The sequence below is a fragment of the Sphingomonas panaciterrae genome, from assembly GCF_036890205.1.
Lineage (GTDB): Bacteria > Pseudomonadota > Alphaproteobacteria > Sphingomonadales > Sphingomonadaceae > Sphingomonas > Sphingomonas panaciterrae.
The window spans coordinates 1-18,832 of sequence record NZ_JAKNQR010000001.1; the positions used below are offsets into that span (position 1 = coordinate 1).

At 63.5% G+C, this 18,832-nt stretch carries 27 protein-coding genes and 1 tRNA gene; 15 read left to right on the forward strand and 13 right to left on the reverse strand.

Translation table 11 applies throughout. From position 1 onward, the window contains the following. The 5 genes from L8F96_RS00005 to L8F96_RS00025 all read right to left on the reverse strand — a co-directional run. The coding region (locus tag L8F96_RS00005) for a thymidylate synthase family protein (protein ID WP_334654373.1) at window positions 1-878 on the reverse strand (878 nt) is incomplete at its 3' end. Next, a complete protein-coding gene (locus tag L8F96_RS00010) occupies window positions 856-1,785 on the reverse strand; it encodes an ImmA/IrrE family metallo-endopeptidase (RefSeq protein ID WP_334655609.1) in 930 nt (309 codons plus the stop codon). The genes L8F96_RS00005 and L8F96_RS00010, both read right to left, overlap by 23 nt. A 68-nt stretch (window positions 1,786-1,853) precedes the next feature. Continuing rightward, window positions 1,854-2,198 (reverse strand): helix-turn-helix domain-containing protein, encoded by a 345-nt coding sequence (locus L8F96_RS00015; RefSeq protein ID WP_334654374.1) that lies wholly within the window; start codon window positions 2,196-2,198, stop codon window positions 1,854-1,856. After that, complete coding sequence (locus tag L8F96_RS00020; RefSeq protein WP_334654375.1) at window positions 2,191-2,517, reverse strand: hypothetical protein; 327 nt, start codon at window positions 2,515-2,517, stop codon at window positions 2,191-2,193. The genes L8F96_RS00015 and L8F96_RS00020 overlap by 8 nt, the downstream gene beginning before the upstream one ends. A 178-nt stretch (window positions 2,518-2,695) precedes the next feature. Beyond that, window positions 2,696-3,115, reverse strand: a complete 420-nt coding sequence (locus L8F96_RS00025) for a GNAT family N-acetyltransferase (RefSeq protein ID WP_334654377.1) — start codon at window positions 3,113-3,115, stop codon at window positions 2,696-2,698. 755 nt (window positions 3,116-3,870) lie between these two features. On the opposite strand from L8F96_RS00025, the gene L8F96_RS00030 reads away from it, so the two are divergent. Then, window positions 3,871-4,257 carry a DNA translocase FtsK gene (locus L8F96_RS00030; RefSeq protein ID WP_168770687.1) on the forward strand — a complete coding sequence of 129 codons (387 nt, stop codon included), beginning with the start codon at window positions 3,871-3,873 and terminating at the stop codon, window positions 4,255-4,257. 279 nt (window positions 4,258-4,536) lie between these two features. Here L8F96_RS00030 and L8F96_RS00035 read toward each other — a convergent pair whose 3' ends face one another. The 4 genes from L8F96_RS00035 to L8F96_RS00050 form a co-directional block, all read right to left on the reverse strand. Further along, window positions 4,537-4,941 carry a hypothetical protein gene (locus tag L8F96_RS00035; protein ID WP_334654378.1) on the reverse strand — a complete coding sequence of 135 codons (405 nt, stop codon included), beginning with the start codon at window positions 4,939-4,941 and terminating at the stop codon, window positions 4,537-4,539. A gap of 7 nt (window positions 4,942-4,948) precedes the next feature. After that, window positions 4,949-5,629, reverse strand: a complete 681-nt coding sequence (locus L8F96_RS00040; protein ID WP_334654379.1) for a Crp/Fnr family transcriptional regulator — start codon at window positions 5,627-5,629, stop codon at window positions 4,949-4,951. A 152-nt stretch (window positions 5,630-5,781) separates the two neighbouring features. Further along, window positions 5,782-5,982 (reverse strand): hypothetical protein, encoded by a 201-nt coding sequence (locus L8F96_RS00045; RefSeq protein ID WP_301090198.1) that lies wholly within the window; start codon window positions 5,980-5,982, stop codon window positions 5,782-5,784. A gap of 236 nt (window positions 5,983-6,218) precedes the next feature. Next, window positions 6,219-6,692, reverse strand: a complete 474-nt coding sequence (locus L8F96_RS00050) for a helix-turn-helix domain-containing protein (RefSeq protein ID WP_334654381.1) — start codon at window positions 6,690-6,692, stop codon at window positions 6,219-6,221. Between the two features lie 85 nt (window positions 6,693-6,777). On the opposite strand from L8F96_RS00050, the gene L8F96_RS00055 reads away from it, so the two are divergent. Both L8F96_RS00055 and L8F96_RS00060 read left to right on the forward strand, forming a co-directional pair. Continuing rightward, window positions 6,778-7,014 (forward strand): transcriptional regulator, encoded by a 237-nt coding sequence (locus L8F96_RS00055; RefSeq protein WP_334654382.1) that lies wholly within the window; start codon window positions 6,778-6,780, stop codon window positions 7,012-7,014. Then, window positions 7,011-7,391 carry a hypothetical protein gene (locus L8F96_RS00060; protein WP_334654383.1) on the forward strand — a complete coding sequence of 127 codons (381 nt, stop codon included), beginning with the start codon at window positions 7,011-7,013 and terminating at the stop codon, window positions 7,389-7,391. The genes L8F96_RS00055 and L8F96_RS00060 overlap by 4 nt, the downstream gene beginning before the upstream one ends. Before the next feature lie 4 nt (window positions 7,392-7,395). On the opposite strand, the gene L8F96_RS00065 is transcribed toward L8F96_RS00060, so the two are convergent. Next, a complete protein-coding gene (locus L8F96_RS00065) occupies window positions 7,396-7,581 on the reverse strand; it encodes a hypothetical protein (protein ID WP_334654385.1) in 186 nt (61 codons plus the stop codon). 325 nt (window positions 7,582-7,906) lie between these two features. On the opposite strand from L8F96_RS00065, the gene L8F96_RS00070 reads away from it, so the two are divergent. The 8 genes from L8F96_RS00070 (at window position 7,907) to L8F96_RS00105 (ending at window position 11,269) form a co-directional block, all read left to right on the forward strand. Beyond that, on the forward strand, window positions 7,907-8,398 hold the full coding sequence (locus L8F96_RS00070) for a hypothetical protein (RefSeq protein ID WP_334654386.1): 492 nt from the start codon (window positions 7,907-7,909) through the stop codon (window positions 8,396-8,398). Window positions 8,399-8,512: 114 nt separating this feature from the next. Continuing rightward, the gene (locus L8F96_RS00075) at window positions 8,513-8,947 is read left to right on the forward strand and encodes a helix-turn-helix transcriptional regulator (protein ID WP_334654387.1); all 435 of its coding nucleotides are present in this window, start codon (window positions 8,513-8,515) and stop codon (window positions 8,945-8,947) included. Beyond that, window positions 8,944-9,129 (forward strand): hypothetical protein, encoded by a 186-nt coding sequence (locus L8F96_RS00080; protein ID WP_186313937.1) that lies wholly within the window; start codon window positions 8,944-8,946, stop codon window positions 9,127-9,129. Before L8F96_RS00075 ends, L8F96_RS00080 begins: the two co-directional genes overlap by 4 nt. Beyond that, the gene (locus L8F96_RS00085) at window positions 9,126-9,341 is read left to right on the forward strand and encodes a hypothetical protein (RefSeq protein ID WP_334654392.1); all 216 of its coding nucleotides are present in this window, start codon (window positions 9,126-9,128) and stop codon (window positions 9,339-9,341) included. The genes L8F96_RS00080 and L8F96_RS00085 overlap by 4 nt, the downstream gene beginning before the upstream one ends. Then, a complete protein-coding gene (locus tag L8F96_RS00090; RefSeq protein ID WP_301090204.1) occupies window positions 9,341-9,607 on the forward strand; it encodes a DUF2312 domain-containing protein in 267 nt (88 codons plus the stop codon). Before L8F96_RS00085 ends, L8F96_RS00090 begins: the two co-directional genes overlap by 1 nt. Before the next feature lie 35 nt (window positions 9,608-9,642). Next, the gene (locus L8F96_RS00095; RefSeq protein ID WP_334654394.1) at window positions 9,643-10,446 is read left to right on the forward strand and encodes a hypothetical protein; all 804 of its coding nucleotides are present in this window, start codon (window positions 9,643-9,645) and stop codon (window positions 10,444-10,446) included. 101 nt (window positions 10,447-10,547) lie between these two features. Then, a complete protein-coding gene (locus tag L8F96_RS00100) occupies window positions 10,548-10,727 on the forward strand; it encodes a helix-turn-helix transcriptional regulator (protein ID WP_245995324.1) in 180 nt (59 codons plus the stop codon). 248 nt (window positions 10,728-10,975) lie between these two features. After that, window positions 10,976-11,269 (forward strand): hypothetical protein, encoded by a 294-nt coding sequence (locus L8F96_RS00105; RefSeq protein ID WP_334654398.1) that lies wholly within the window; start codon window positions 10,976-10,978, stop codon window positions 11,267-11,269. 82 nt (window positions 11,270-11,351) lie between these two features. On the opposite strand, the gene L8F96_RS00110 is transcribed toward L8F96_RS00105, so the two are convergent. Continuing rightward, the gene (locus L8F96_RS00110) at window positions 11,352-12,089 is read right to left on the reverse strand and encodes a Crp/Fnr family transcriptional regulator (RefSeq protein WP_334654399.1); all 738 of its coding nucleotides are present in this window, start codon (window positions 12,087-12,089) and stop codon (window positions 11,352-11,354) included. A 118-nt stretch (window positions 12,090-12,207) separates the two neighbouring features. Between L8F96_RS00110 and L8F96_RS00115 the strand changes: the two genes are divergently transcribed. The 3 genes from L8F96_RS00115 to L8F96_RS00125 all read left to right on the forward strand — a co-directional run bounded on the left by L8F96_RS00115 (window position 12,208) and on the right by L8F96_RS00125 (window position 13,065). Next, on the forward strand, window positions 12,208-12,627 hold the full coding sequence (locus L8F96_RS00115) for a BLUF domain-containing protein (protein ID WP_145118979.1): 420 nt from the start codon (window positions 12,208-12,210) through the stop codon (window positions 12,625-12,627). Window positions 12,628-12,708: 81 nt separating this feature from the next. Continuing rightward, complete coding sequence (locus L8F96_RS00120) at window positions 12,709-12,870, forward strand: hypothetical protein (RefSeq protein ID WP_168770683.1); 162 nt, start codon at window positions 12,709-12,711, stop codon at window positions 12,868-12,870. A 121-nt stretch (window positions 12,871-12,991) separates the two neighbouring features. Then, window positions 12,992-13,065: transfer RNA gene (locus L8F96_RS00125), tRNA-Gly, on the forward strand. A gap of 165 nt (window positions 13,066-13,230) precedes the next feature. Here the strand turns inward: L8F96_RS00125 and L8F96_RS00130 are convergent. Both L8F96_RS00130 and L8F96_RS00135 read right to left on the reverse strand, forming a co-directional pair. Beyond that, a complete protein-coding gene (locus tag L8F96_RS00130; RefSeq protein ID WP_334654404.1) occupies window positions 13,231-14,136 on the reverse strand; it encodes a fructose bisphosphate aldolase in 906 nt (301 codons plus the stop codon). 11 nt (window positions 14,137-14,147) lie between these two features. Then, on the reverse strand, window positions 14,148-16,697 hold the full coding sequence (locus L8F96_RS00135) for a PAS domain-containing protein (protein WP_334654405.1): 2,550 nt from the start codon (window positions 16,695-16,697) through the stop codon (window positions 14,148-14,150). A 78-nt stretch (window positions 16,698-16,775) separates the two neighbouring features. Between L8F96_RS00135 and L8F96_RS00140 the strand changes: the two genes are divergently transcribed. Next, window positions 16,776-18,821: an NAD(+) synthase gene (locus L8F96_RS00140; protein WP_334654406.1), complete on the forward strand. Its 2,046-nt coding sequence runs from the start codon at window positions 16,776-16,778 to the stop codon at window positions 18,819-18,821. The last annotated feature ends 11 nt before the right edge of the window (window positions 18,822-18,832 follow it).

Genomic DNA, 18,832 nt, shown 5'->3' on the forward strand with positions numbered 1-18,832 from the left:
CTGTCATAGTCGATGGACCACTCAGAAGGGGGCAGCTCACTCCTTTGATTGTTATCGTAGCCGATGGTCACTTCCTTCAGCATCGCGCGGGTGGCGCCGGCAGATCGCCCCCGGCCGGAAAGATCAAGAACTGCCTCCGACGCGATTATGGTGAGAGGGCCAGCATCAGCGCCCACTGATCGCGCGACGAAAGTCTGAAGACGCGCCAAGCCAATCAGATTGCCGAGCGCACGTGCGACGTACCAATGTGATCGATAGAACGCGGTTAACCTGATCCGCCCGTTGCGGTCCACTTTCCAGGACAAGTGGCTGAGGCATGGGCCTCCCACTTGGTAGGCACCATCGCGTAAAGGGTCATAGGTCGGCACTTCGTACTCGAGCTCGGAGAGCGACAGTTCATAATGCGTAGTGGTCCCACCCGCCTCAACACGTTTTCGAAGCTTTTCGATAAGAAGAGCCAGCGGGTTCAGCGCCACGCCCTGCCGCGTCATGATCGACCCGTCGTCGTTACGCCGCTGGATCAGTCGTTCGAAATAAGTGCCCCATTGTTTCCTAACCTTGGGCAAAACATGGAGGAGGTAGAATGAGTATAGCTCTACTCCTTGGCTACGGTACGTATCCAACGGGAATATAGTGTTCGCTACCGTTTCAGTGGAGTGAAGCCCGTTCATGCGTGCAAAAGCATTGAACCCGCGCACGGTCGTTATGTCTTGAGAGGTTTGCGATGATGGTTTGGTCACCGAATATATCAGATTGTAGGCATGTCCCCGCCGCTGAGACAATGCCTCCACGGCGTTAACCCACGCCTCTGCTGGTGTGGTACTATCTGGCAGGAGCAGTGAGCCTCCTAAACGTTCAGGCCCCACAATCAACTCCACCTTGTCCTGCTGCAGAGGCCAACCGCGCCCGATTAGCTCGGGAGAGTCCGCTTTCCCGATCGAACGCCACAAAGCCCACTGTCGAGTTCCTTGTAGGCGCGCTGGAGCCTTGGAGGTGAAGAGAAGCAGCGCCACGCCGCGAGACAAGGAAGCAAGCGGATTGCTGACTTTCTTCGTCGAATCCCGTCCTTACGGGCGTAAGAAAATCCTCGAGCGCTATAACTTCCTCCCACGTGGCCTCGCAAACACGTTCTAGATTGATGGTGTCGCCAACCACAAGCTCGAAGTCTAAACCAGCGTCATTAGCACTAAACCACCAAGCATCGTTTCGCGTGTCCGCGACGCGCGCCCCATGTCCCAAGCGCGCCTTTAGATCGCGTGGCTTGGTCTTGAGCAGCGCGGTTCGATCAGCGGGAGAAATGAAGCGGTTGCGTTCAAGAGCCCAAGCAACCGCTTGAAAGCTTGCGCCGCAGCGCAGGGACAATTGATAGACTACTTCAGGCGTCTGCAGGTGCTCTCTTGTCCAATTCTGGCGCCTCGCATGTCGTGTGATGAGCCAGGGCGGCAGCAGAAATCCTCCAGCAAACGCATCCGCCTCGACTTCCTGAAGATAAGAAGCAAAGCCGTGGATCAAGGGGCGCGGTCGTCCGCTCGCCGCGTTACTAAGAACGCCGGGACTGTCGAGACTCGGAGCATGATCCATCACTGCATGCCCCAGCTCGTGGGCGGCCGTGAAACGTTGGACGGATGGTGGTCGCCTAGTACTGATCATTATCCCTGGCGTGTCTCCTCGGACGTAAGCGCCGATGAGGCCTTCCAGGGGTTTGAATATCACTCTGACGTCGAGCCAGGCTAGTGCTCCGTAGACGTCAACGCGTTCGTTCGTTGCAGGCAGCCTTTCGCGCACCTCCAACAGCGACAGGAGGCGCTCGGCCTCCCGTGCGCCGCGTAGACGAGCCTGCCGAACGGCAGGGTTCAAGCCGCAGCGCCCTCTGCCCGTGTCCGTAGATAGGTAGCAAAGCGCTGGAGTTCCCCCATGTCTCTGTCCGAAAGCGTCTCGGCTGCTCGCGCGAGGAAAGCTGTCCGATCGTCAGCAGCACCTGGTGGCACGTCGGCCGTGAAAAACTCCAGGCTTCGGCCGAGACACCTTGCGATTTGGGTGAGCATGCCGCCGGTCACCGCGACCTGGCCGGCTTCAATAGCTTGCACCTCCTCAACTTGACTGTTCAACATGGCGGCAAATTCATCAACCGACAGCTCTAGATACACGCGAGCGTCGTGAATTCTGGCTGCGATGCGCAAGTCGATGGGGCTAGGCATTTTGCTTTTCCCGCTTCTCTTCAAACAAGGCTTCAAGGGCGGGGATCAGCACCCTCCGCATCTCAGCGAAATCATCGTATCCGCCCTCTGCGATGACGGTCTCGGGAATCTCGAATTTGACCACCTCTTGAAGGACGATCAACGCGCGCACCGCCCGATGTGAATCGATCTCCACCGCTGGCGTCATTATATCATCCGACGAGGCATCGGCGGGCAGTGAAGCATCCTGTTGCTCCGTCTCCCACCATTCGTCCAAGGCTGCCTCCACTTCCGCGCGAGGGAACGCGGCGGATGGGGCGTTGAAGTTCTGATTAGCCATGGCGCCTCCTAGCAGAGAGAATGACGTAAGGCTCGCTTTTATGCAACGCGCTCAACGTCGTTCGGAAGCGCAAAACGGCTCCGCCACAAACGCTGCGGCGTGCTCTGAAGCGACTTACCGTTTGCCCTTCTCAGACGCTGAGGTACCCTCCGCCGCTGAGACCTGAACGAGATCCGCCCTACAATCGTTTGCTGAGGAAGAACCGCTTTTGGCCCGCAGGATGATCGTCGATCGCGCCGAAAACCTCGTAGCCCAGCTTTTCGTAGAAGCCACGTGCTTGGAACTCGAAGGTATCTAACCAAACCCCGATACAGTCGTTGGCCCGCGCAATGGCCTCGGCTTGCTCCATGAGCGCCGTTCCATGGTTGTGGCCGCGATGCTCCTCGGGAATGGCGATCAGCTCCACAAACAGCCAATTATAGGCGCACTGCCCCCATAGCCCGCCCACGTGGGCTCCGTCTTCGTCCGTCAGCAGGACGGCCACTGGCTTAATGCGCGGATCACCGGCCCGGCTCACATTGTGGGCGTGTAGCAGCGCCAAGACTAGGTCTTGGTGTGCGTCGGAGGGTTTGTCAGGAACGGTTACGCGCAGCGACATGGCGCGACCATACCTCGATAGATACAGCGCACAACGCGCCCGTCTTCCGTCCCGGCAGAGACTCCCTCTGGATCGACGCGGAGGTTACCTCCGTCGCGGCCGCGTTGCAGGCGTGGAATTGCGAGGGTTTTGCGGCCTGCCTGGCCGACAATACCCACCCAATACCCTCAAGCGTGCTCAGGCGCGCGGTGTTGCTTAGCTTGCGGATCAATGCCCAGGCCGGACACCACCTTCGCCTTCGCCTCGAGCTGTAACCCGAGCCCGCCGAGGACCCTCATCACCGTGTGCAGCGTCGGACTGCCGTTCCCGCTTAGTTGAAGTCGCAGCCACCCGCGGGTTGTGAAGCAGAGCAGATTGGCTCCGCTCGTCGCCACCGTGAGCGCGATCGAGATAATGCCCAGCAAGGGTGTAATGCGCTCGCGTTGCCTCAGGGTTTCGGGCCGCTTGCGCCATCTTCAGCTCGGCTTCCGCACGAGCACAAAAATACGCTCTATCATCGCGGGGCATTGTGACCTCCGACCGAGTCGACATTCATATTACTCCGTCTCTTTGCCTCGATAAAGATCGACTCATTCCGCTACTGACCCGGTAGAAGAAGCGCGAAGCTAGTTTCGTCTTCTTAACTGCACGCGATGAAATGATTTTCGATCGATTGCGGAACGCTTATGCTCGACATGGCATTGAATCTCGCGACACGCCGCGGGAACCCGTAGGGTATTCGCGTTTAAGTCAGCGACATGGGAGCGGGCGATAAGATGCTGATCAAGGGTGACCCCATCGACGCTCTTCATCGCTGTGAAGACCGAGCATTGGAGCTCTTAGATAAGGCGCTTGAAGCCGACGTTGCGGAGGCGCCGCCGCTGGAGAGTCGGGCGCTAGTATTGCTTCAATGTGTGGCTTTGATGCGACAGCTACTCGAAGGTTGGCGCCGTCCTGCCGATGTCCCTCAGCCTGATCGTTACGACGAAGCAGTGGCGTTCGTGGTACATCATCAGAACGCCTCCGTTTCGGCGATCCAGCGAGGCTTAAGCATAGGTTTCAATGAAGCGGCAAGGTATGTCGAGAGGATGGAGTTAGCCGGCGTCGTTGGTGCGCCGGCAGAGGATGGCCGGCGCCCTGTGCTTCAGTCGCGTGACATTTGATGGTGTGCACGAGCATAGTCAGCCGGCATCAATTCGCTTGAGTTTCTGTTTCAGCTTTCGCGTATCAGGATGCGCCGAACCATACCGCGTCTCCGCCAATGCTGAGTTCTGCACGAGCTTTCGCTCGGGCATCAGCTCGGCGGCAGCGTCTCGGATCTCGCCGCTTCATCAATGGACCTGACGCGCAGTCGGCGCTTATTAGCGCCAAAGTCGGCCTCATCGCTGCTGCGGAGGTTGCCTCCGCCGTAAACATCGCTGAGGCGGACCATGTTTGTGAAATCACCTTTCCGCTAAAATCTGGCGAGGGGTCAGGTTTCCCACCTTTGACATTCTATCGACGACCTGGTGAGCGGCGAACGGAAGGGTCAGAACGGCTGCACAAGGGAATGAGGGATCCCGACCACGGTGATCCTTCTTCATGAGCAGCACGGGAGCATCAAGACGGACCAGCGCTTCGGCGAGCCCGGTTTCCTCCATGCCCAGCACCGTCGCACTCACCAATACCGCGTTCGGTTTCACCCTGAGCCGCTGGATCAACAGCGCACCTTCGCCAGGGTTTCGCGCCGGCCCGATAATCTGCGCCCCCGCACTTACGACGGCCTCCCCAACGTAGTTGGCAAGGAACGGGTCGTCCTCAATCAGAACGGCGAGTTGGCCGGCAAGCGGTTTTGTTGCCGCGAGCATCGCCCTATTACTCCCACGGACATAAATAGCTTGGATCGAACTGCCCGGCTCGCTGCAGCTCCTCTTCATCCATGATCCACAAGGTCTTGTTTGTTATCGCGATCAGCCCCTCTTGTCGCATGCGCCGGACAATGCGGTTAACGTGTACAGAGGTTAGGCTGAGCGCGTCTCCGATCTGTTCCTGGGTGATCGGCAAGGACATGTTATTGTTCGTGGCTAGGCCGATCTCCCTCCCTCGCGTGACCAGTTCGCAAAGAAGGTGGGCCACTGCATGGTAAGCATCATCCGATGTTAGCAGCCATTTCCGAAGCGTCGCGGCCTCGACCAGCGACGCACGCCAAAGAGCGGTGTTTATACCAGGATAACGGGCGGCAAGGTCGGCCATCACCTCCCCTGAGATCCAACCGATTTTGCAATCGGTAAGCGCAATCAGATCATGCTCAAACTTCGATCCAGAGATCGCATGTACGCCGCAAAAATCGCCCCGAAGTAGAATAGAAGTTATACGTCGGGATCCATTCACCCTTAGAGCAGCCTTCGCTGCCCACCCGTCGAGCACGACGTAGAGTCGGTTCGACGCGGCGCCTTCTTTAAAGATAGCACGACCGAGCCGGGTGAACACTGTGTCGACGTGGATAGCCTGGACTGCCGCCACTTCGTCGGGTGTCAGCTCTGACAACAGCCTCATCCGCCGGATCAACATCGGCCCGACCTTGCCACGATGCCGAGGGAGGGTAAATCAAAATGGGTCAGAAAATGCGCGGAATGACGTATCAGAAAATTTTCCCAACAAGAATCATCCCTGGCTGGCAGCTTGCAGTGTCCTGGCCTAAGTAGACGTTAGTATCTGAAACGCTGCAGCTTGGTCCTGATCTGTGTCATTAGCGGCGGACGGCCCTCTGTACCCCCAAATGCCCGATCGAGATAATGTCCGGCAAGGGTGTAATGCGCTCGCGAAGCCTCCGGGTTTTGCGCGGCTTGCGCCATTTTCAGCTCGGCCTCGGCACGAACCTGGAAATAAGCTCTGTCATCGCGGGACATGGCAACCTCCTGCCGAGTCGCATACCATATCACCCGTCTCTTGGCCTTGATAAAGATCAAGATGGCTCTTCTGCTTACCTGCGCAAAGATGCGCGAAACTAATCCTATCTTGTTGATTTTACTCGATACATCCGCCGCCCTTCGGCAGCAGGATAGTTCAATGAGTGAAGTCGTTTTTCGGTCAACCTCGGCATGCCGGGAAGCATGTGTCCCGTGCGAAGTTAAATGTGCGGTTGTTACCGCGGTGCGCGAGCAGGCGTGGGCCGGGATGGTTGCGGCTTGGCGGCGGCCGGCCTCGGAAGCGCGGGCATCAGATCTCGCAGCTGCGACAGGCCGGTGGGCAGCCGCTGCGCGAGCAGCCGAGCTTGTTCGTCCAGCGGCAGATCCCGATCCATCGCCATCAGCAGGCCCTCGAACATTTGTGCCAGCGCGGCCTCGCCTGGCAACAGGACCTGCAGGGTGATGGCTTGGTAGGGCGGCGCTGGCGGCGGCGGCGGCGCTCCCTCGTCGGGATCATCCGTCTCACCTGTAAGGTATGCTGCCGTGGTTTGCAGCTCGCGCGCAATTTTGAGGAGTGACCTGCTTGTTCGTGAGTCGCCCCTGATAAGCGAGTTCATAGTGCTTTGTCGTATCCCGACACGTCTTGCGAGTTCGGCCTGAGACAGGCCGATCTGCTTACGTCGCTCTTCAATGCGCATGCCGAGGGTCATGGCGGCAGGTTGTAACGATGCACCGTTAGCCACCTAGTACGATTTGCCTATTGACGCAGCTAACGCGATTTCGTTAGGCAGGAGCATGGCCCTTGAGCACGATCTCGATACCGATCTGGCACGAGCAGTTCGTGAGGCTGGCTCGCAGTCGGCTTTCGGTCGGCTGGTGGGCAAGCGCCAGTCAACGATCCGCGAGTGGCTTATGGCTGACAAGGTCCCCCCCGAGTCAGTGCTGAAGGTGGAGGAGGCGACCGGCATCAGCCGTCACCTCCTGCGCCCTGATGTGTACGGCCCAGAGCCAACCAGAGAGGCAGCAGCGTGAGCGACCTCGCATTTCGACGGGCCGTGACCGACGAAGGCGGTGATCCCAACGCCTCCATTCAGGAGATCAGGCGTATTCACGGGACCCAGCACGCGCTCGAGTTCGGGCGCCTCCACTCGGCCGGACTTGATCGCATCGCAGTCCGGCTCCGGTGCCTGCAGATCGCCGCGGGTATTCAACCGGCGCTTTCTCCGGAAGATACCCTCGAACATGCCCGTGCATTCGGCGAGTGGGTGATTAACCAACCTCGGTCGTTCCAAGCGGTCGATGCTCTGGAAGCTGCGGCTTCTATCAGCCCCAACGCTACGACCGCGGCCAACCTCATCCGTTTGGCCGAACAGGTAATGGCTTATATCGACGGTGGCGATGATGCGTGAAGCATCATCTATCGCGCGCACCGTCCTGGGACTTCTGTTCCTCGAGTTCGCCGCAATACGTCCAATAGACGTTAAGGACGCTGCCGACGACATCGCTTTCGTCGATGCGAACGGTGCCAGTGGAAAAGTGCGCAACTGTAAGATTGGACGCGACGATCGCGATCGCGTCGGTCGAAAGCTTATCCGCCATGTGTCAGCTCCGGTGGTTGTTCGAACCAACACCGTAGCCGGACGGGGAGCGGCATCAAGCCGCTCCCCGGAAGGCGCGGTCGGATGACCAGTGCGCCCCTTCTTCCCCCCGAACCCAATTTCCTGCTTGGCCGCTGGCAGACCGGCCGAGACGCGACGCTGTTGGTCCTGAACCCTCCCCACAGCGATCGTGGCCCCAATCGTCTGCTGCATTCGAGTGAACTCCCGAGAGGCGGCGTCGGCGTAGTGTTGCCGGCGTCGTCTTTTGGCGGAGCGCTCGCCGCGCGTACCCACCAATTCACCACCGGCTTTCGGGGCATCACACAATGACGAAGCTACGCGCTCCCCTGTCGATCGACGCCGCATTGGCTCGCATCGCCGGCCACCTGCCGGGTGGATGGGACGACATGGCGAAGGCCGCGGGTCGCCAAGCTCACACGATCCGCGCCTGGGGCGACCCGGAGAAGCAAGACGCGATCCCCCTTCCCTGCGCCATCGCGCTGGACGTCGCGTTCCGCTCCGCCGGCGGCCATGGCGCGCCGCTGTTCGACGCTTATGAGGCGCTGCTCGACCAGGCGCTGTCCGATCAGTTCGCGGATCAGCATGAACTGGCGCACGTCACGGCCAATGCGATCAGGGAAGTCGGCCAGGCCGAAAGCGCGCTGATCATCGCGGCGCTACCCGGCGCCACCGACGAGCAGATCGCGGCGGCCGAGCGCGAGGCCGAGGAAGGCCTCGCCGCGCTGAACACCGCGGCCAACACGGTGAAGCGGCTGCGCAAGAAGCGCCGCACGAAGCCGCCGACCGCGCCGCCCTAAATCCTGAAGGGCCGCGCCACACCGCAGCCACCAACACCAAACTTTTCCTCACACGCCGCCGCCTGCGTCGCCCTGTGCTTCGCGGAGCGGCTTCGTGCTGCCCGGATGCCGCCAATGATCATGACCAATATCGAGGGTCCCAGCTGGACACGCACGGTCGACTTCACGCCCGGCCTGTACCTGAAGGTCCGCCGCCGCACGACGCGGCTCGAGCTTGCTGATGTGGCCGCGCGGATCGGCACGATCCCGCATGTGCCGGAGCAGGACCGGGTCGAGTGGCTGGAGCGAATCGAGGCTGACCTGGTCCCCGTATCCCCAAACACGATCGAGCAACTCGCCCGTGTGTTCCGGCTGGACCTGCACGTGCTGGCCGCTCTGGCGGCGATCGCGCGGGGGGAGCGCGATGTGGCGCTGACACCGAGGATCTGCCGCATCTGCGCGTGCAGCTGGCGCTTGCCCTGCGTGCGCGGAAACGAAGCCTGCGCGTGGGTCAACGGTCAGGATCTCTGCACCGCCTGCGACCACCCTCTCGACGGCGCCGCGGCATGACGCGCGCCACGCTGATCCGCATCCGCGTCGCTCTAGCCGCCGCCACGCTCGCGTCGGGTGTGGTGATCGCCGTCGCCAGCCGGCCGACCGACGTCGTCCCCACAACCATCGTCCTGGTCGCGTTGCTGCTCGCAGCCTTCGCCGCCGACCACCTCATTGCCAACCGGGAGTGCCAACCATGAGCTTCCAACGTCCGCTGGATTTCGCGCAGCCGCTCGACATCCATCCGATCCGCTGTGACTGCCACGACTGCAACAACGCGGGCGATCAGCCCAGCGGACTCTACGTCTTCGCGCTTGCCACCGTGACTACCATCGGCGCCGGCATTTTCGGCCAGGTGCTCGGCGTCGCGCTCAACCGCGCCGGCATCCTCGCGCTGCTGGGGATCGGATGATGGCCGAGGAACGTGGAGAGGGCATGGGCGGCGGCCAGGTCGCCGCCGACGAGCTGCGGCTCCTGATCGAGCGCGCCGAGCGCCTTGAGGAAGAGAAGAAAGGCATCGCGGACGACATCAAGGATGTCTTCGCCGAGGCCAAAAGCCGCGGGTACGACCCGAAGGCGATCAAGAAGATCATGTCGATCCGCAAGAAGAAGCGGGAGGAATTCCAGGAAGAGGAAGCGATCCTCGAAACCTACATGCAAGCGCTGGGGATGCTGTGATGACGCAAGATAAACCTCGCCGCGCAGCCCCGACGATGATCGCGGGCGCGGCCGCCGAAGCGCTCGTGCTGCAGGCGCTGACACGAGCCGCGAACCGCCATGAGCCCTGCCCGACGAACAGTCGGCTCGCCAAACTTCTCGGCGCCCGATCCAGCGGCGCACCGAATTCGACCTTACACCGCTTGGAGAAGCGCGGCTTGATCAAGGTCGATCGCTACTCGTCCTCGCGCCAGGTGACGATCGTGGCGACGGGCCGCCGCACCCGCGCGCCGGCATCCGCGGCGAAGCACTGGCGCGACCGGCCGGAACACGCCGCGAAGCTCGCGACCATCAATAACCTCGGGCCGAAGATGGCAGAGTTGATCCGCGAGGCCGCTGAACAGCAGGGCGTGTCGATCGTGGACTTCGTGGTGAGCGCGGGCGCCTCCCCCACCACGGCGGGAAATCTCTCGAGGGCAAAGGCTCCGCGTCCACTCACGATCGCGCGTTTCCTTCCCCTGTTGGGCGACAAGCTGCGCGCGATCGTGCCGGAGGATCTGCTCAAGGTCGCAGACGCCATTGTCGTGCCCCCGCCCGAGCCCCCTCCTCCGGCGGCGCCCGAACAGCCGGCAGCTTTGGAGCGCGCGCCCGCGGAGGATCCGTCGTTCCGCCCCATGGTCCGCACCATTGCCGCGCCCCTACCCAACGCGATGATCCCACCGCGTCCTAAGGGTCGGCAGCGAACCTTCGAAGAACAGCTTGCCGCCGTGGCGGCTGGTGCCGGGCTGATCGAGGTTCGGCCAATGCGCCGGCCCGAACCGGCGCGCACGCTGGGCGGTGTCGGGAGTGGCCTTCTGTGAGCGGCCGTGATGCAGCGCAGCAAGAAGGCGCAAACCGACCCGGCAGCATGAACCTGGCCGCAGCAAAGCGAGATGGCCGACAGGCTTCAATGGGACGCTTCATGCGGATCAATGACGTGATCGCCAGCACGGGGCTCAGCCGCGCGACGATCTATCGGCTCATCGCAAATCGCGACTTCCCGCGGCAGCACCAACTGACCCGGCGGAGTAGCGGCTGGTGGGAGGCGGATGTCGAGTCGTGGCTCAAAGGCCGACTGGCGTCTCCGCCCGAGACCCCCTGACCCCACTGACCTCAGGGGCACCGGCGGGGGCACCGCCCGCGGCACCAACATCTAATCTCCAAGAAAGTCAGCGCGTTATGCTCGCCATTCCGCTAGCAGTCCCTTCCACCATTTCTCCCCGGCGGTTTCGCCGTGGGGAAGATGGCTGGACCCGGCGGCCTTTACCAGGTTCCAACATTCCATTCCGACCTGAACGACGGGCGCGGTGCGGCGACGATCCGCTACTGATGTAAGCGCGTCGGCGGACGATGGCGTCGGCCGCGACCTTGCCGCAACACCTTTCAACTTTTCGGATTTTTCCGCCCCCACTTTACACCGCGGTGCGGAACGAATGGTTTGCCAAGCGTTCTGTCACAATGCCTCATGATCGCATCATCGCCGTCGGCCTGCTGACCGAACGTGACCTGCGCGTATTGGGCGAGGGCTTCAATCGGGTGTTTGCGGTCGAGGACGTGAAGGACTTCGACAATCTGCTCGCGCGGCTCGACCATATCGAGGCGACGCCGCCGACGCGCTCGCGACACGACCCGCGCAAATCCTGATCGAGCGATGCCGCCTGCTGTCGGACGCACGCCGGTGGTTGGCGCATCGGCGGTCTGGCGCCCTCGCCTCGCCGTGCCGCGATCAGGCAGGGTCCACGCATAGATAGCCGTCGTCGAAATCGGCTTCCTTGCGCAGCCTCGTCCAGTCGGGCACCGACACCCAGCCGTTGCCGTAATCGATCAGCCCGCTGCTCTTCATCCCCCGAAGCGTGCGATTCACATGGACCGAGGTGAGCCCGAGCACGTCGGCGAGCTGCTCCTGCGTCAGCGGCAGGCGAAAGGTGGTGCGATTGCCCAGATCGCTCTCCGCGCTGCGCGTGCCAAGCTCACACAACAGATGCGCGGTGCGCGTGCGCGCATCGCGTCGGCCGAGATTGATCACCCATTCACGGAAGATCGATGCGTCGGCGATGCTTTCGAGCAGCAGCGCCTCCGCGATCGCCGGCCGCTCCCGCGACAAAGCTATCATCGATGCGGCGGCGACCTCGGCGACCTTGACCGGGGTCAGCGCCTGAAGGCTCTCCGTGGTGCGGCGCATCGCGGTGTGCGGCAAGATGAGGAGATCGCCCGCGAGGTGGACGGCGACGATCTGCCGCGAGCCATTGGCCAGCACCCGGTGGCGGTGAACATAGCCCGACAGCAGCACCATGAACGACAGATTCTGCTCCCCCGCCCGGACCACGTAGCGTCCCGCGTCGTGGCGCTGGACGGACGTGGTCAGTGCCAGCAGAGCTTCACGATCGTCGGCGTCGAGCGGGCATCGCCGCTCCAGCTTGGCGATGAACGGAGCGAGCGGCGATGGTGGGTTGGCCTGACCCATGGAAATCGTCCTTCTGCTACGCTGCTGACGCACGGCGCCCGCCGATACGCCCGGCGCCGTGCGGGGCAATATCCAAACGTGGTGCGCAGAAGCACCAACCTACGTTAGGGATCGCGCCATGGCGATATATTCCCTGCTTTACGTCAGCAAAAGCTGCCTCAGGCTCCCCCAAGAAGAGGGCCGTGTGGCGGACATCGTCGCGGTATCGCGTCGACGCAATGTGGCGCTGGAGGTGACCGGCGCGCTGATGTTCGTCGAGACGCATTTCGCGCAGGTGCTGGAGGGGCCCGGAGCGGCGGTGATGACGTTGATGGAGAGCATCAGGGCCGATCCACGGCACACCGACCTGACGGTGATCGATACGGAGACGCTGGTGCGGCGGCGCTTTGCCCGCTGGACGATGGCGTATGCCGGGCCGCGCACGCTGGTCGAGGCGCAGATCGCCCCCGTGCTGGCGCTGGCCGCGGGGAATGGGTCCCCCTTCGCACCGGGGGACCTGATCGCCCTGATGCTGCAATTCGCCTCGTTCGAGGATTGATCCGCGACTCACTGGGACGCGGCTAACCTGTGTCAGGCACAATGGGTGGCTCTTCGGCGCGCGGCCCGCGTTGACCCGGGCATGTCCAAACACTCGTCTTCTCGACGTGCCAGGCTGGCCGTCATCGTTGCCGGGCTGGTCGCGGCGATCTGGATCGTGATCTTCCTTGGCATGAACCTGAGCAGCAAGAAGACCAAGGATCGCACGCCCGATCCGGTCGCGCCGGCGACGCGCAATGGCTAATCCGGGCGACGCACGGCGGGCGTTTCAGATCGGTTGACCGGGTGAAGACCGCGCGGTAACGCAGCGGCACGGCGGACGTCCTGCATGGACGGGTCGCTGCCACGTCAGGATCACTGACCGGGCGGGTATAGCACAATGGTAGTGCAGCAGCCTTCCAAGCTGAATACACGGGTTCGATTCCCGTTACCCGCTCCACCCCTTTCCTCATTATCGCGGCAAACGGCGACAGCCAGCTATTCGTGCGCCGTCATGGGATTGTGCCGGAACGCGTAGAGACGCTGCGCAAGCAGGCGGCCGACGATGTGATCGTCGACCGCCATTCACGTGCCTTTCGGTTCGACCTTTCAGCCGAGCGGAGGATCAGGCCGCTTGTGGCGTCTTGCGCGCGGAGGCGGTCCAGATCTCGTCGATCGCGTCGCCCAGCGCCTTGTTGAACTCCGCATCGGTCATGCCGTGGCGCAGATCCTCGAGCAGCGCGCGGCTGAAGCTGGCGATGACGCCTTCGTTCTTGGCAAGCTCGACACAGGCCTCGGGACGCTTGAACCCGCCGGACAGCGCGACGACGCGCAGGACGCGCGGGTGCTTCACCAGCGGCAGGAACAGGTTCGGCTTGGTCGGCAGCGACAGCTTCAGCATGACCTTGGCGTCGCCCGGCATCGCGTCGAGCGCCTTTGTCAGTTCCTCGAGCAGGATCTGATCGGCCTCGGCACGTTCCGGGCTCTTAATGTTCACTTCCGGCTCGATGATCGGCATCAGGCCGTGGCTGAGCACCTGCTGCGCCACCTCGAACTGCTGCGCGACGACCGCGGCGATCCCCGCGCGATTGGCGAGGTTGATGACCGAACGCTCCTTGGTGCCGAAGATGCCGAGCTTCACCGCGCGGTCGAGCAGCGCATCGAGGCCCGGCATCGGCTTCATCAGCTGAACGCCGTTCGCCTCGTCCTCCAGGCCCTTGTCGATCTTCAGGAACGGCACGACGCCGCGGTCCTGCAGCGCCTGCGGCACCGGCTGGCCGCCGGCCTCGCCATCCATGGTGCGCTCGAACAGGATCGCGCCGATCACCTTGTCGCCGGTGAAGGCGGGCGAGGTGATGATGCGGCTGCGCATCTGGTGGATCAGGCCGAACATTTCCTCTTCGTTCGACCAGGCGCCCTCTTCGATGCCATAGCCCTTCAGCGCCTTGGGCGTGGAGCCGCCGGACTGGTCGAGAGCGGCGATGAAGCCCTCCCCGTCAGCGATCTTGGCGGTCATCTCGGCAGGCGTCATGGACAGTCCCCTCACAGGTTTTCGTTGCGCCGGCTCAATATGGACGATCCGCTGTTTTGACCAGTCGCGATCGCCGGGGCGTCGGCGAGCAGCGCCCGCAGCCGATCGGCGATGACGCCGGGTCCGAACGGCTTTTGCACGATATTCTCCTCCGGCACATGCGCGAGTGCCGCGAGATCGGCATAACCGGTGACGAACACGATCGGCAGGTCCGGCCGGCGTTCGAGGACGCGCGCAGCGAAATCAGCGCCGTTCATGCCCGGCATCGCGAAATCCGCAACGACCGCGTCAATCGCGCCGGCATCGCCGATCATGCCGAGCGCGATCGCGCCCGATGCCGCCTCCAGCACGGAGCATCCGGCCTCGCGCAGCTCCTCCGCCGTGACGCTCCGCACCGCATCATCATCGTCGAGCACCAGCACCATGCGCCCGACGATGTCGGCCACTTCCCCCACCTTCTCGGCGGCGACCGCAACCGGTTCGACCAGCGCGGCGGCACGCGGCAGAAAGACGCTGACGGTGGTCCCCACGCCGGGCGTGCTGTCGATCCGGACACCGCCGCCCGATTGCTTGGCAAAGCCGAACACCTGCGGCAGGCCGAGCCCCGATCCCTTGCCGACCTCCTTGGTGGTGAAGAATGGCTCGAACACCTTGGCCAGCACCTCGGGCGTCATCCCGCTGCCGGTGTCCGACACCGAGACAGCGACGTAATCGCCGGCCGCCGGCTCCTCGCTGCGCGACGGCGGGCCGAGCGTGACGTTGCGGGTTGCGACGGTCAGCGTGCCGCCCACCGCCATCGCATCGCGCGCGTTGATCGCGAGATTGAGGATGATGAGTTCGATCTGCGTCGGATCGACCAGCCCCGGCCACAGGCCCGGCATCAGATCGGTCTCGATCGCGACGCCGCCGCCGAGCGTGCTTTCAAGCAGGCCCTGCATCCCGCTCACCACCTCGTTCAGTGAGACGACGCGCGATTCCAGCCGCTGACGGCGCGAGAAGGCCAGCAATTGCCCGGTCAGCTTCGCGCCCCGCTCCGCCGCAGTGCGCACGTGGGCGAGCCGCTGACGCGTCTTGTCGTCCACGCCGATCTTGTCGAAGGTTCGTTCGATCATCGCCACGTTGCCGAGCACGACGGTCAGCAGGTTGTTGAAATCATGCGCGATGCCGGAGGTGAGCTGTCCGATCGCCTCCAGTCGCTGCATCTGCGCGAGCCGCGCCTCGACCTGCTCGCGCTCCGCGATCTGCTCGGTGAGCGCGGCGGTCCGCTCCTCCACCCGATGTTCGAGCGCCTCGCCGGCGAGATGCGCCTCGGTCACGTCGATGCCGCAGCCGACATAACCCTCGAACGTGTCGCCCAGCTTGCGTGGGCGCGCCTCGATATGGAACCAGCGATCGGTGCCGTCGGCGGTGCGCAGACGCACGTCGCGGGAGAAACGCGCCGGCTGGAGCAGATGGCGGCGGCCAGTCTTGACGAAGGCGGCCATGTCATCGGGATGGACGATGCAGCCCCAGCCCTTTTCCTGCAGGTCATCGGCAGTGACGCCCAGCATGGTGCCAAACGCCTGGCTGGCAAAGACCACCTGCCCCTCCGCGTCGTTGATCCACACCAGCGCGGGCAGGCTGTCCGCCAGGGCGCGGAACCGCACCTCGCTTTCGCGCAGCGCGTCGGCGCGGCGTTCGCGCTCGGTAACGTCGATACCCTCGACGAACACCCCGGCGACCCGGCCCTTGGCGTCGGCGATCGGCTGAAACACGAAATCGAGGATGCGGTTTTCCGCCGGCCCGTCCGGCGTACGTTGCAGCCGTACGTGAAGGTTCTCGCCGCGGAACGGCTCGCCCGTCGCGACGACATTGTCGAGGATGTCGATGAACCCCTGCCGCGCCACATCGGGCAGCGCCTCATGCAGGGGGCGGCCGATCACTTCGCGCTCTCCGACCAACTGGAGGTAGGACGCATTGGCCAGTTCGGTGATGTGCCCGGGCTCCCGCAGCACCGACATGAAACTGGGCGCGTGATCGAACATCTGCGCCAGGCGTTCGCGATCGGCCATCAGGGCACGCGCCGCGCGCACCTGCTGCGTCGTTTCCGACACGATGCACAGCACGCCGCCGATCGAACCGTCGGACAGGCGAACGGCGGAATAGGAGACGTTGAAATACACCTCCTCGCCGTAGCCGGCGCGCTCGATATAAAAGGGCCGGTCGCGCGCGGTGTAGGTTTCGCCCGTATCGTGCACGTGGCGCAGCAGCGGTTCCAGGTCAGCCCACAGCTCGGTCCACGCCTCACGCGCCGGACGGCCGAGTGCGCGTGGATGCTTGTCGCCGATCGTCGGGGCATAGGCATCGTTATAGATCGCGCAATAATCCGGGCCCCAGAACAGCACGATCTCGGCACCTGCGGCGAAGATCGTGCTGGCCACCGTCACCAGGGTCTCCGGCCATTGTTCCGGCGGCCCCAGCGGAGATTGGCTCCAGTCATGGGCGTTGACAAGCTGGCCCATCTGCCCGCCAGCTGCGAACAAAGCGGCAAGACGACCGTTGTTGGACGGTGGATCATCCATGATAGCTGCGTAACCCAGCGCGGCGCCGGGGCAAAGTAGATCAATCGCGGATAGCGTCAGGAAAGATACGGGTATCAGATGCAGACACGGTTCACTTCGATACACCACCACCGGATGCTCCGCGTGGCGGCCGCCACGCCGATCGCCAGCGTCGGCGATGCGGCGGCAAATGCGGCAGCGACGATCGCGCTCGCCCGCCGCGCGCATGACGAGGCGGTCGACCTGGTCGTGTTTCCGGAGCTGAGCATCACCTCCTACGCGATCGACGATCTTCACCTGCAGACGGCGCAGCAGCTGGCGACCGTCGAGGCGTTGCAAGCGGTGACGAAGGCGACCGAGGATCTGGCCCCGACCCTGCTCGTCGGCGCAGCGCTGCCGCGCAATGGCCGCCTGTACAATTGCGCCGTCGCGATCGGGCGCGGGCGGATCCTGGGCGTCGTGCCCAAGACGTTCCTGCCCAATTACCGCGAATATTACGAGAAACGCTGGTTCGCGAGCGGCGCGGGGATCACTGGCGAGACGATCATGGTCGGCGAACAGGACGTGCCGTTCGGCACCGACCTGATCTTCGCCGCGGCCGATCTGCCGCACTTCATTTTCCATGCCGAAATCTGCGAGGATTATTGGTCGCCGACCCCGCCCTCGACCGCGGGCGCGCTGGCCGGGGCGCTGATCTGCTGCAACCTTTCGGCGTCCAACGTCGTGATCGGCAAGTCGCGTGAGCGGGCGATGCTGTCCGCTTCGCAATCGGCGCGGGCGATCTGCGCCTATGTCTATTCCGCCGCGGGGCCGGGCGAAAGCACGACCGACCTCGCCTGGGACGGCCAGGGTACGATCCACGAACTGGGGGAACCGCTGGCTGAATCGACGCGCTTTGCGCTCGAGCCCGAACTCGTCATCGCAGACATCGACGCGGAGCGGCTGATTCAGGAGCGGATGCGCAACGGCACCTTTGGCGACGCCGCGACCTTCTCCGGCCATCCGGAGAAGCGCTTCCGCCGCATCCTGTTCGATCGCCGCCCAGACTTTGCCGATGTCGGGCTGCAGCGCGCGATCCGCCGCTTCCCCTTCGTGCCGGATACACCGGCACGGCTGGACGAGGATTGCTACGAGGCCTTCAACATCCAGGTCGAGGGGCTGCTGAAGCGGGTCGCCGCGACCGGGGTCGAGAAGCTGGTGATCGGCGTTTCCGGCGGCCTTGATTCGACCCATGCGCTGATCGTCGCGGCGAAGGCGATGGACCGGCTGGGGCGACCGCGCACGGACATCCTGGGGTTCACCATGCCCGGCTTCGCGACCAGCGAGGGGACCAAGGGCAATGCCTGGCGGCTGATGCGCGCGCTGGGGATCACCGCGGAGGAGATCGACATCCGGCCAGCGGCGCGCACCATGCTGGAAGGGATGGGTCATCCGTTCGGCCGCGGCGAGCCGGTCTATGACGTCACGTTCGAGAATGTGCAGGCCGGGCTTCGCACCGATTACCTGTTCCGCCTTGCAAACCAGCGCAACGGGCTGGTGGTCGGCACCGGTGACTTGAGCGAGCTGGCGCTTGGCTGGTGCACCTATGGCGTCGGCGACCATATGAGCCATTACGGCGTCAACGCCGGCGTGCCCAAGACGCTGATCCAGTTCCTGATCCGCTGGTGCATCGCGACCGATCAATATGATGCGGAAACCGATGCCGTGCTGGAAGCGATCCTGGCGCAGGAGATCTCGCCCGAGCTGGTACCCGCCGACGAAAGCGGCGCGATGCAGAGCACGGAGGACAAGATCGGCCCCTATGCGTTGAACGATTTCTTCGCGCATTACGTGCTGCGCCACGGGCTTTCGCCGTCGAAGATCGCGTTCCTGGCATGGCATGCGTGGCGCGATGTGGACGCAGGGCGCTGGCCGATCGGCTATCCCGAGGAAGCGCGCACCAGCTATGACCTCGCCACCGTCAAGCTGTGGCTGGAGCGGTTCCTGGTGCGTTTCTTCACCACCAGCCAGTTCAAGCGATCGGCGCTGCCCAATTCGCCCAAGGTATCTGCCGGCGGCTCTGTGTCGCCGCGGGGCGACTGGCGCGCGCCGTCCGACGGCACCGCCAACGCCTGGCTTGCCGAACTGGCCGCCAACGGCCCGTGATCGCCCCCTTG

What these genes read in the sequence shown, in the direction of transcription:
- L8F96_RS00055 (WP_334654382.1), top strand. Translation starts at nt 6,778, where the DNA reads ATGGCCCTTGAGCACGATCTCGATACCGATCTGGCACGAGCAGTTCGT.
- L8F96_RS00030 (WP_168770687.1), top strand. Translation starts at nt 3,871, where the DNA reads ATGCTGATCAAGGGTGACCCCATCGACGCTCTTCATCGCTGTGAAGAC.
- L8F96_RS00080 (WP_186313937.1), top strand. Translation starts at nt 8,944, where the DNA reads ATGACGCGCGCCACGCTGATCCGCATCCGCGTCGCTCTAGCCGCCGCC.
- L8F96_RS00095 (WP_334654394.1), top strand. Translation starts at nt 9,643, where the DNA reads ATGATCGCGGGCGCGGCCGCCGAAGCGCTCGTGCTGCAGGCGCTGACA.
- L8F96_RS00050 (WP_334654381.1), bottom strand. Translation starts at nt 6,692, where the DNA reads ATGACCCTCGGCATGCGCATTGAAGAGCGACGTAAGCAGATCGGCCTG.
- L8F96_RS00045 (WP_301090198.1), bottom strand. Translation starts at nt 5,982, where the DNA reads ATGTCCCGCGATGACAGAGCTTATTTCCAGGTTCGTGCCGAGGCCGAG.
- L8F96_RS00130 (WP_334654404.1), bottom strand. Translation starts at nt 14,136, where the DNA reads ATGACGCCTGCCGAGATGACCGCCAAGATCGCTGACGGGGAGGGCTTC.
- L8F96_RS00040 (WP_334654379.1), bottom strand. Translation starts at nt 5,629, where the DNA reads ATGAGGCTGTTGTCAGAGCTGACACCCGACGAAGTGGCGGCAGTCCAG.
- L8F96_RS00105 (WP_334654398.1), top strand. Translation starts at nt 10,976, where the DNA reads ATGGCGTCGGCCGCGACCTTGCCGCAACACCTTTCAACTTTTCGGATT.
- L8F96_RS00025 (WP_334654377.1), bottom strand. Translation starts at nt 3,115, where the DNA reads ATGTCGCTGCGCGTAACCGTTCCTGACAAACCCTCCGACGCACACCAA.
- L8F96_RS00070 (WP_334654386.1), top strand. Translation starts at nt 7,907, where the DNA reads ATGACGAAGCTACGCGCTCCCCTGTCGATCGACGCCGCATTGGCTCGC.
- L8F96_RS00090 (WP_301090204.1), top strand. Translation starts at nt 9,341, where the DNA reads ATGGCCGAGGAACGTGGAGAGGGCATGGGCGGCGGCCAGGTCGCCGCC.
- L8F96_RS00020 (WP_334654375.1), bottom strand. Translation starts at nt 2,517, where the DNA reads ATGGCTAATCAGAACTTCAACGCCCCATCCGCCGCGTTCCCTCGCGCG.
- L8F96_RS00135 (WP_334654405.1), bottom strand. Translation starts at nt 16,697, where the DNA reads ATGGATGATCCACCGTCCAACAACGGTCGTCTTGCCGCTTTGTTCGCA.
- L8F96_RS00120 (WP_168770683.1), top strand. Translation starts at nt 12,709, where the DNA reads ATGTCCAAACACTCGTCTTCTCGACGTGCCAGGCTGGCCGTCATCGTT.
- L8F96_RS00110 (WP_334654399.1), bottom strand. Translation starts at nt 12,089, where the DNA reads ATGGGTCAGGCCAACCCACCATCGCCGCTCGCTCCGTTCATCGCCAAG.
- L8F96_RS00140 (WP_334654406.1), top strand. Translation starts at nt 16,776, where the DNA reads ATGCAGACACGGTTCACTTCGATACACCACCACCGGATGCTCCGCGTG.
- L8F96_RS00100 (WP_245995324.1), top strand. Translation starts at nt 10,548, where the DNA reads ATGCGGATCAATGACGTGATCGCCAGCACGGGGCTCAGCCGCGCGACG.
- L8F96_RS00075 (WP_334654387.1), top strand. Translation starts at nt 8,513, where the DNA reads ATGATCATGACCAATATCGAGGGTCCCAGCTGGACACGCACGGTCGAC.
- L8F96_RS00085 (WP_334654392.1), top strand. Translation starts at nt 9,126, where the DNA reads ATGAGCTTCCAACGTCCGCTGGATTTCGCGCAGCCGCTCGACATCCAT.
- L8F96_RS00035 (WP_334654378.1), bottom strand. Translation starts at nt 4,941, where the DNA reads ATGCTCGCGGCAACAAAACCGCTTGCCGGCCAACTCGCCGTTCTGATT.
- L8F96_RS00115 (WP_145118979.1), top strand. Translation starts at nt 12,208, where the DNA reads ATGGCGATATATTCCCTGCTTTACGTCAGCAAAAGCTGCCTCAGGCTC.
- L8F96_RS00065 (WP_334654385.1), bottom strand. Translation starts at nt 7,581, where the DNA reads ATGGCGGATAAGCTTTCGACCGACGCGATCGCGATCGTCGCGTCCAAT.
- L8F96_RS00015 (WP_334654374.1), bottom strand. Translation starts at nt 2,198, where the DNA reads ATGCCTAGCCCCATCGACTTGCGCATCGCAGCCAGAATTCACGACGCT.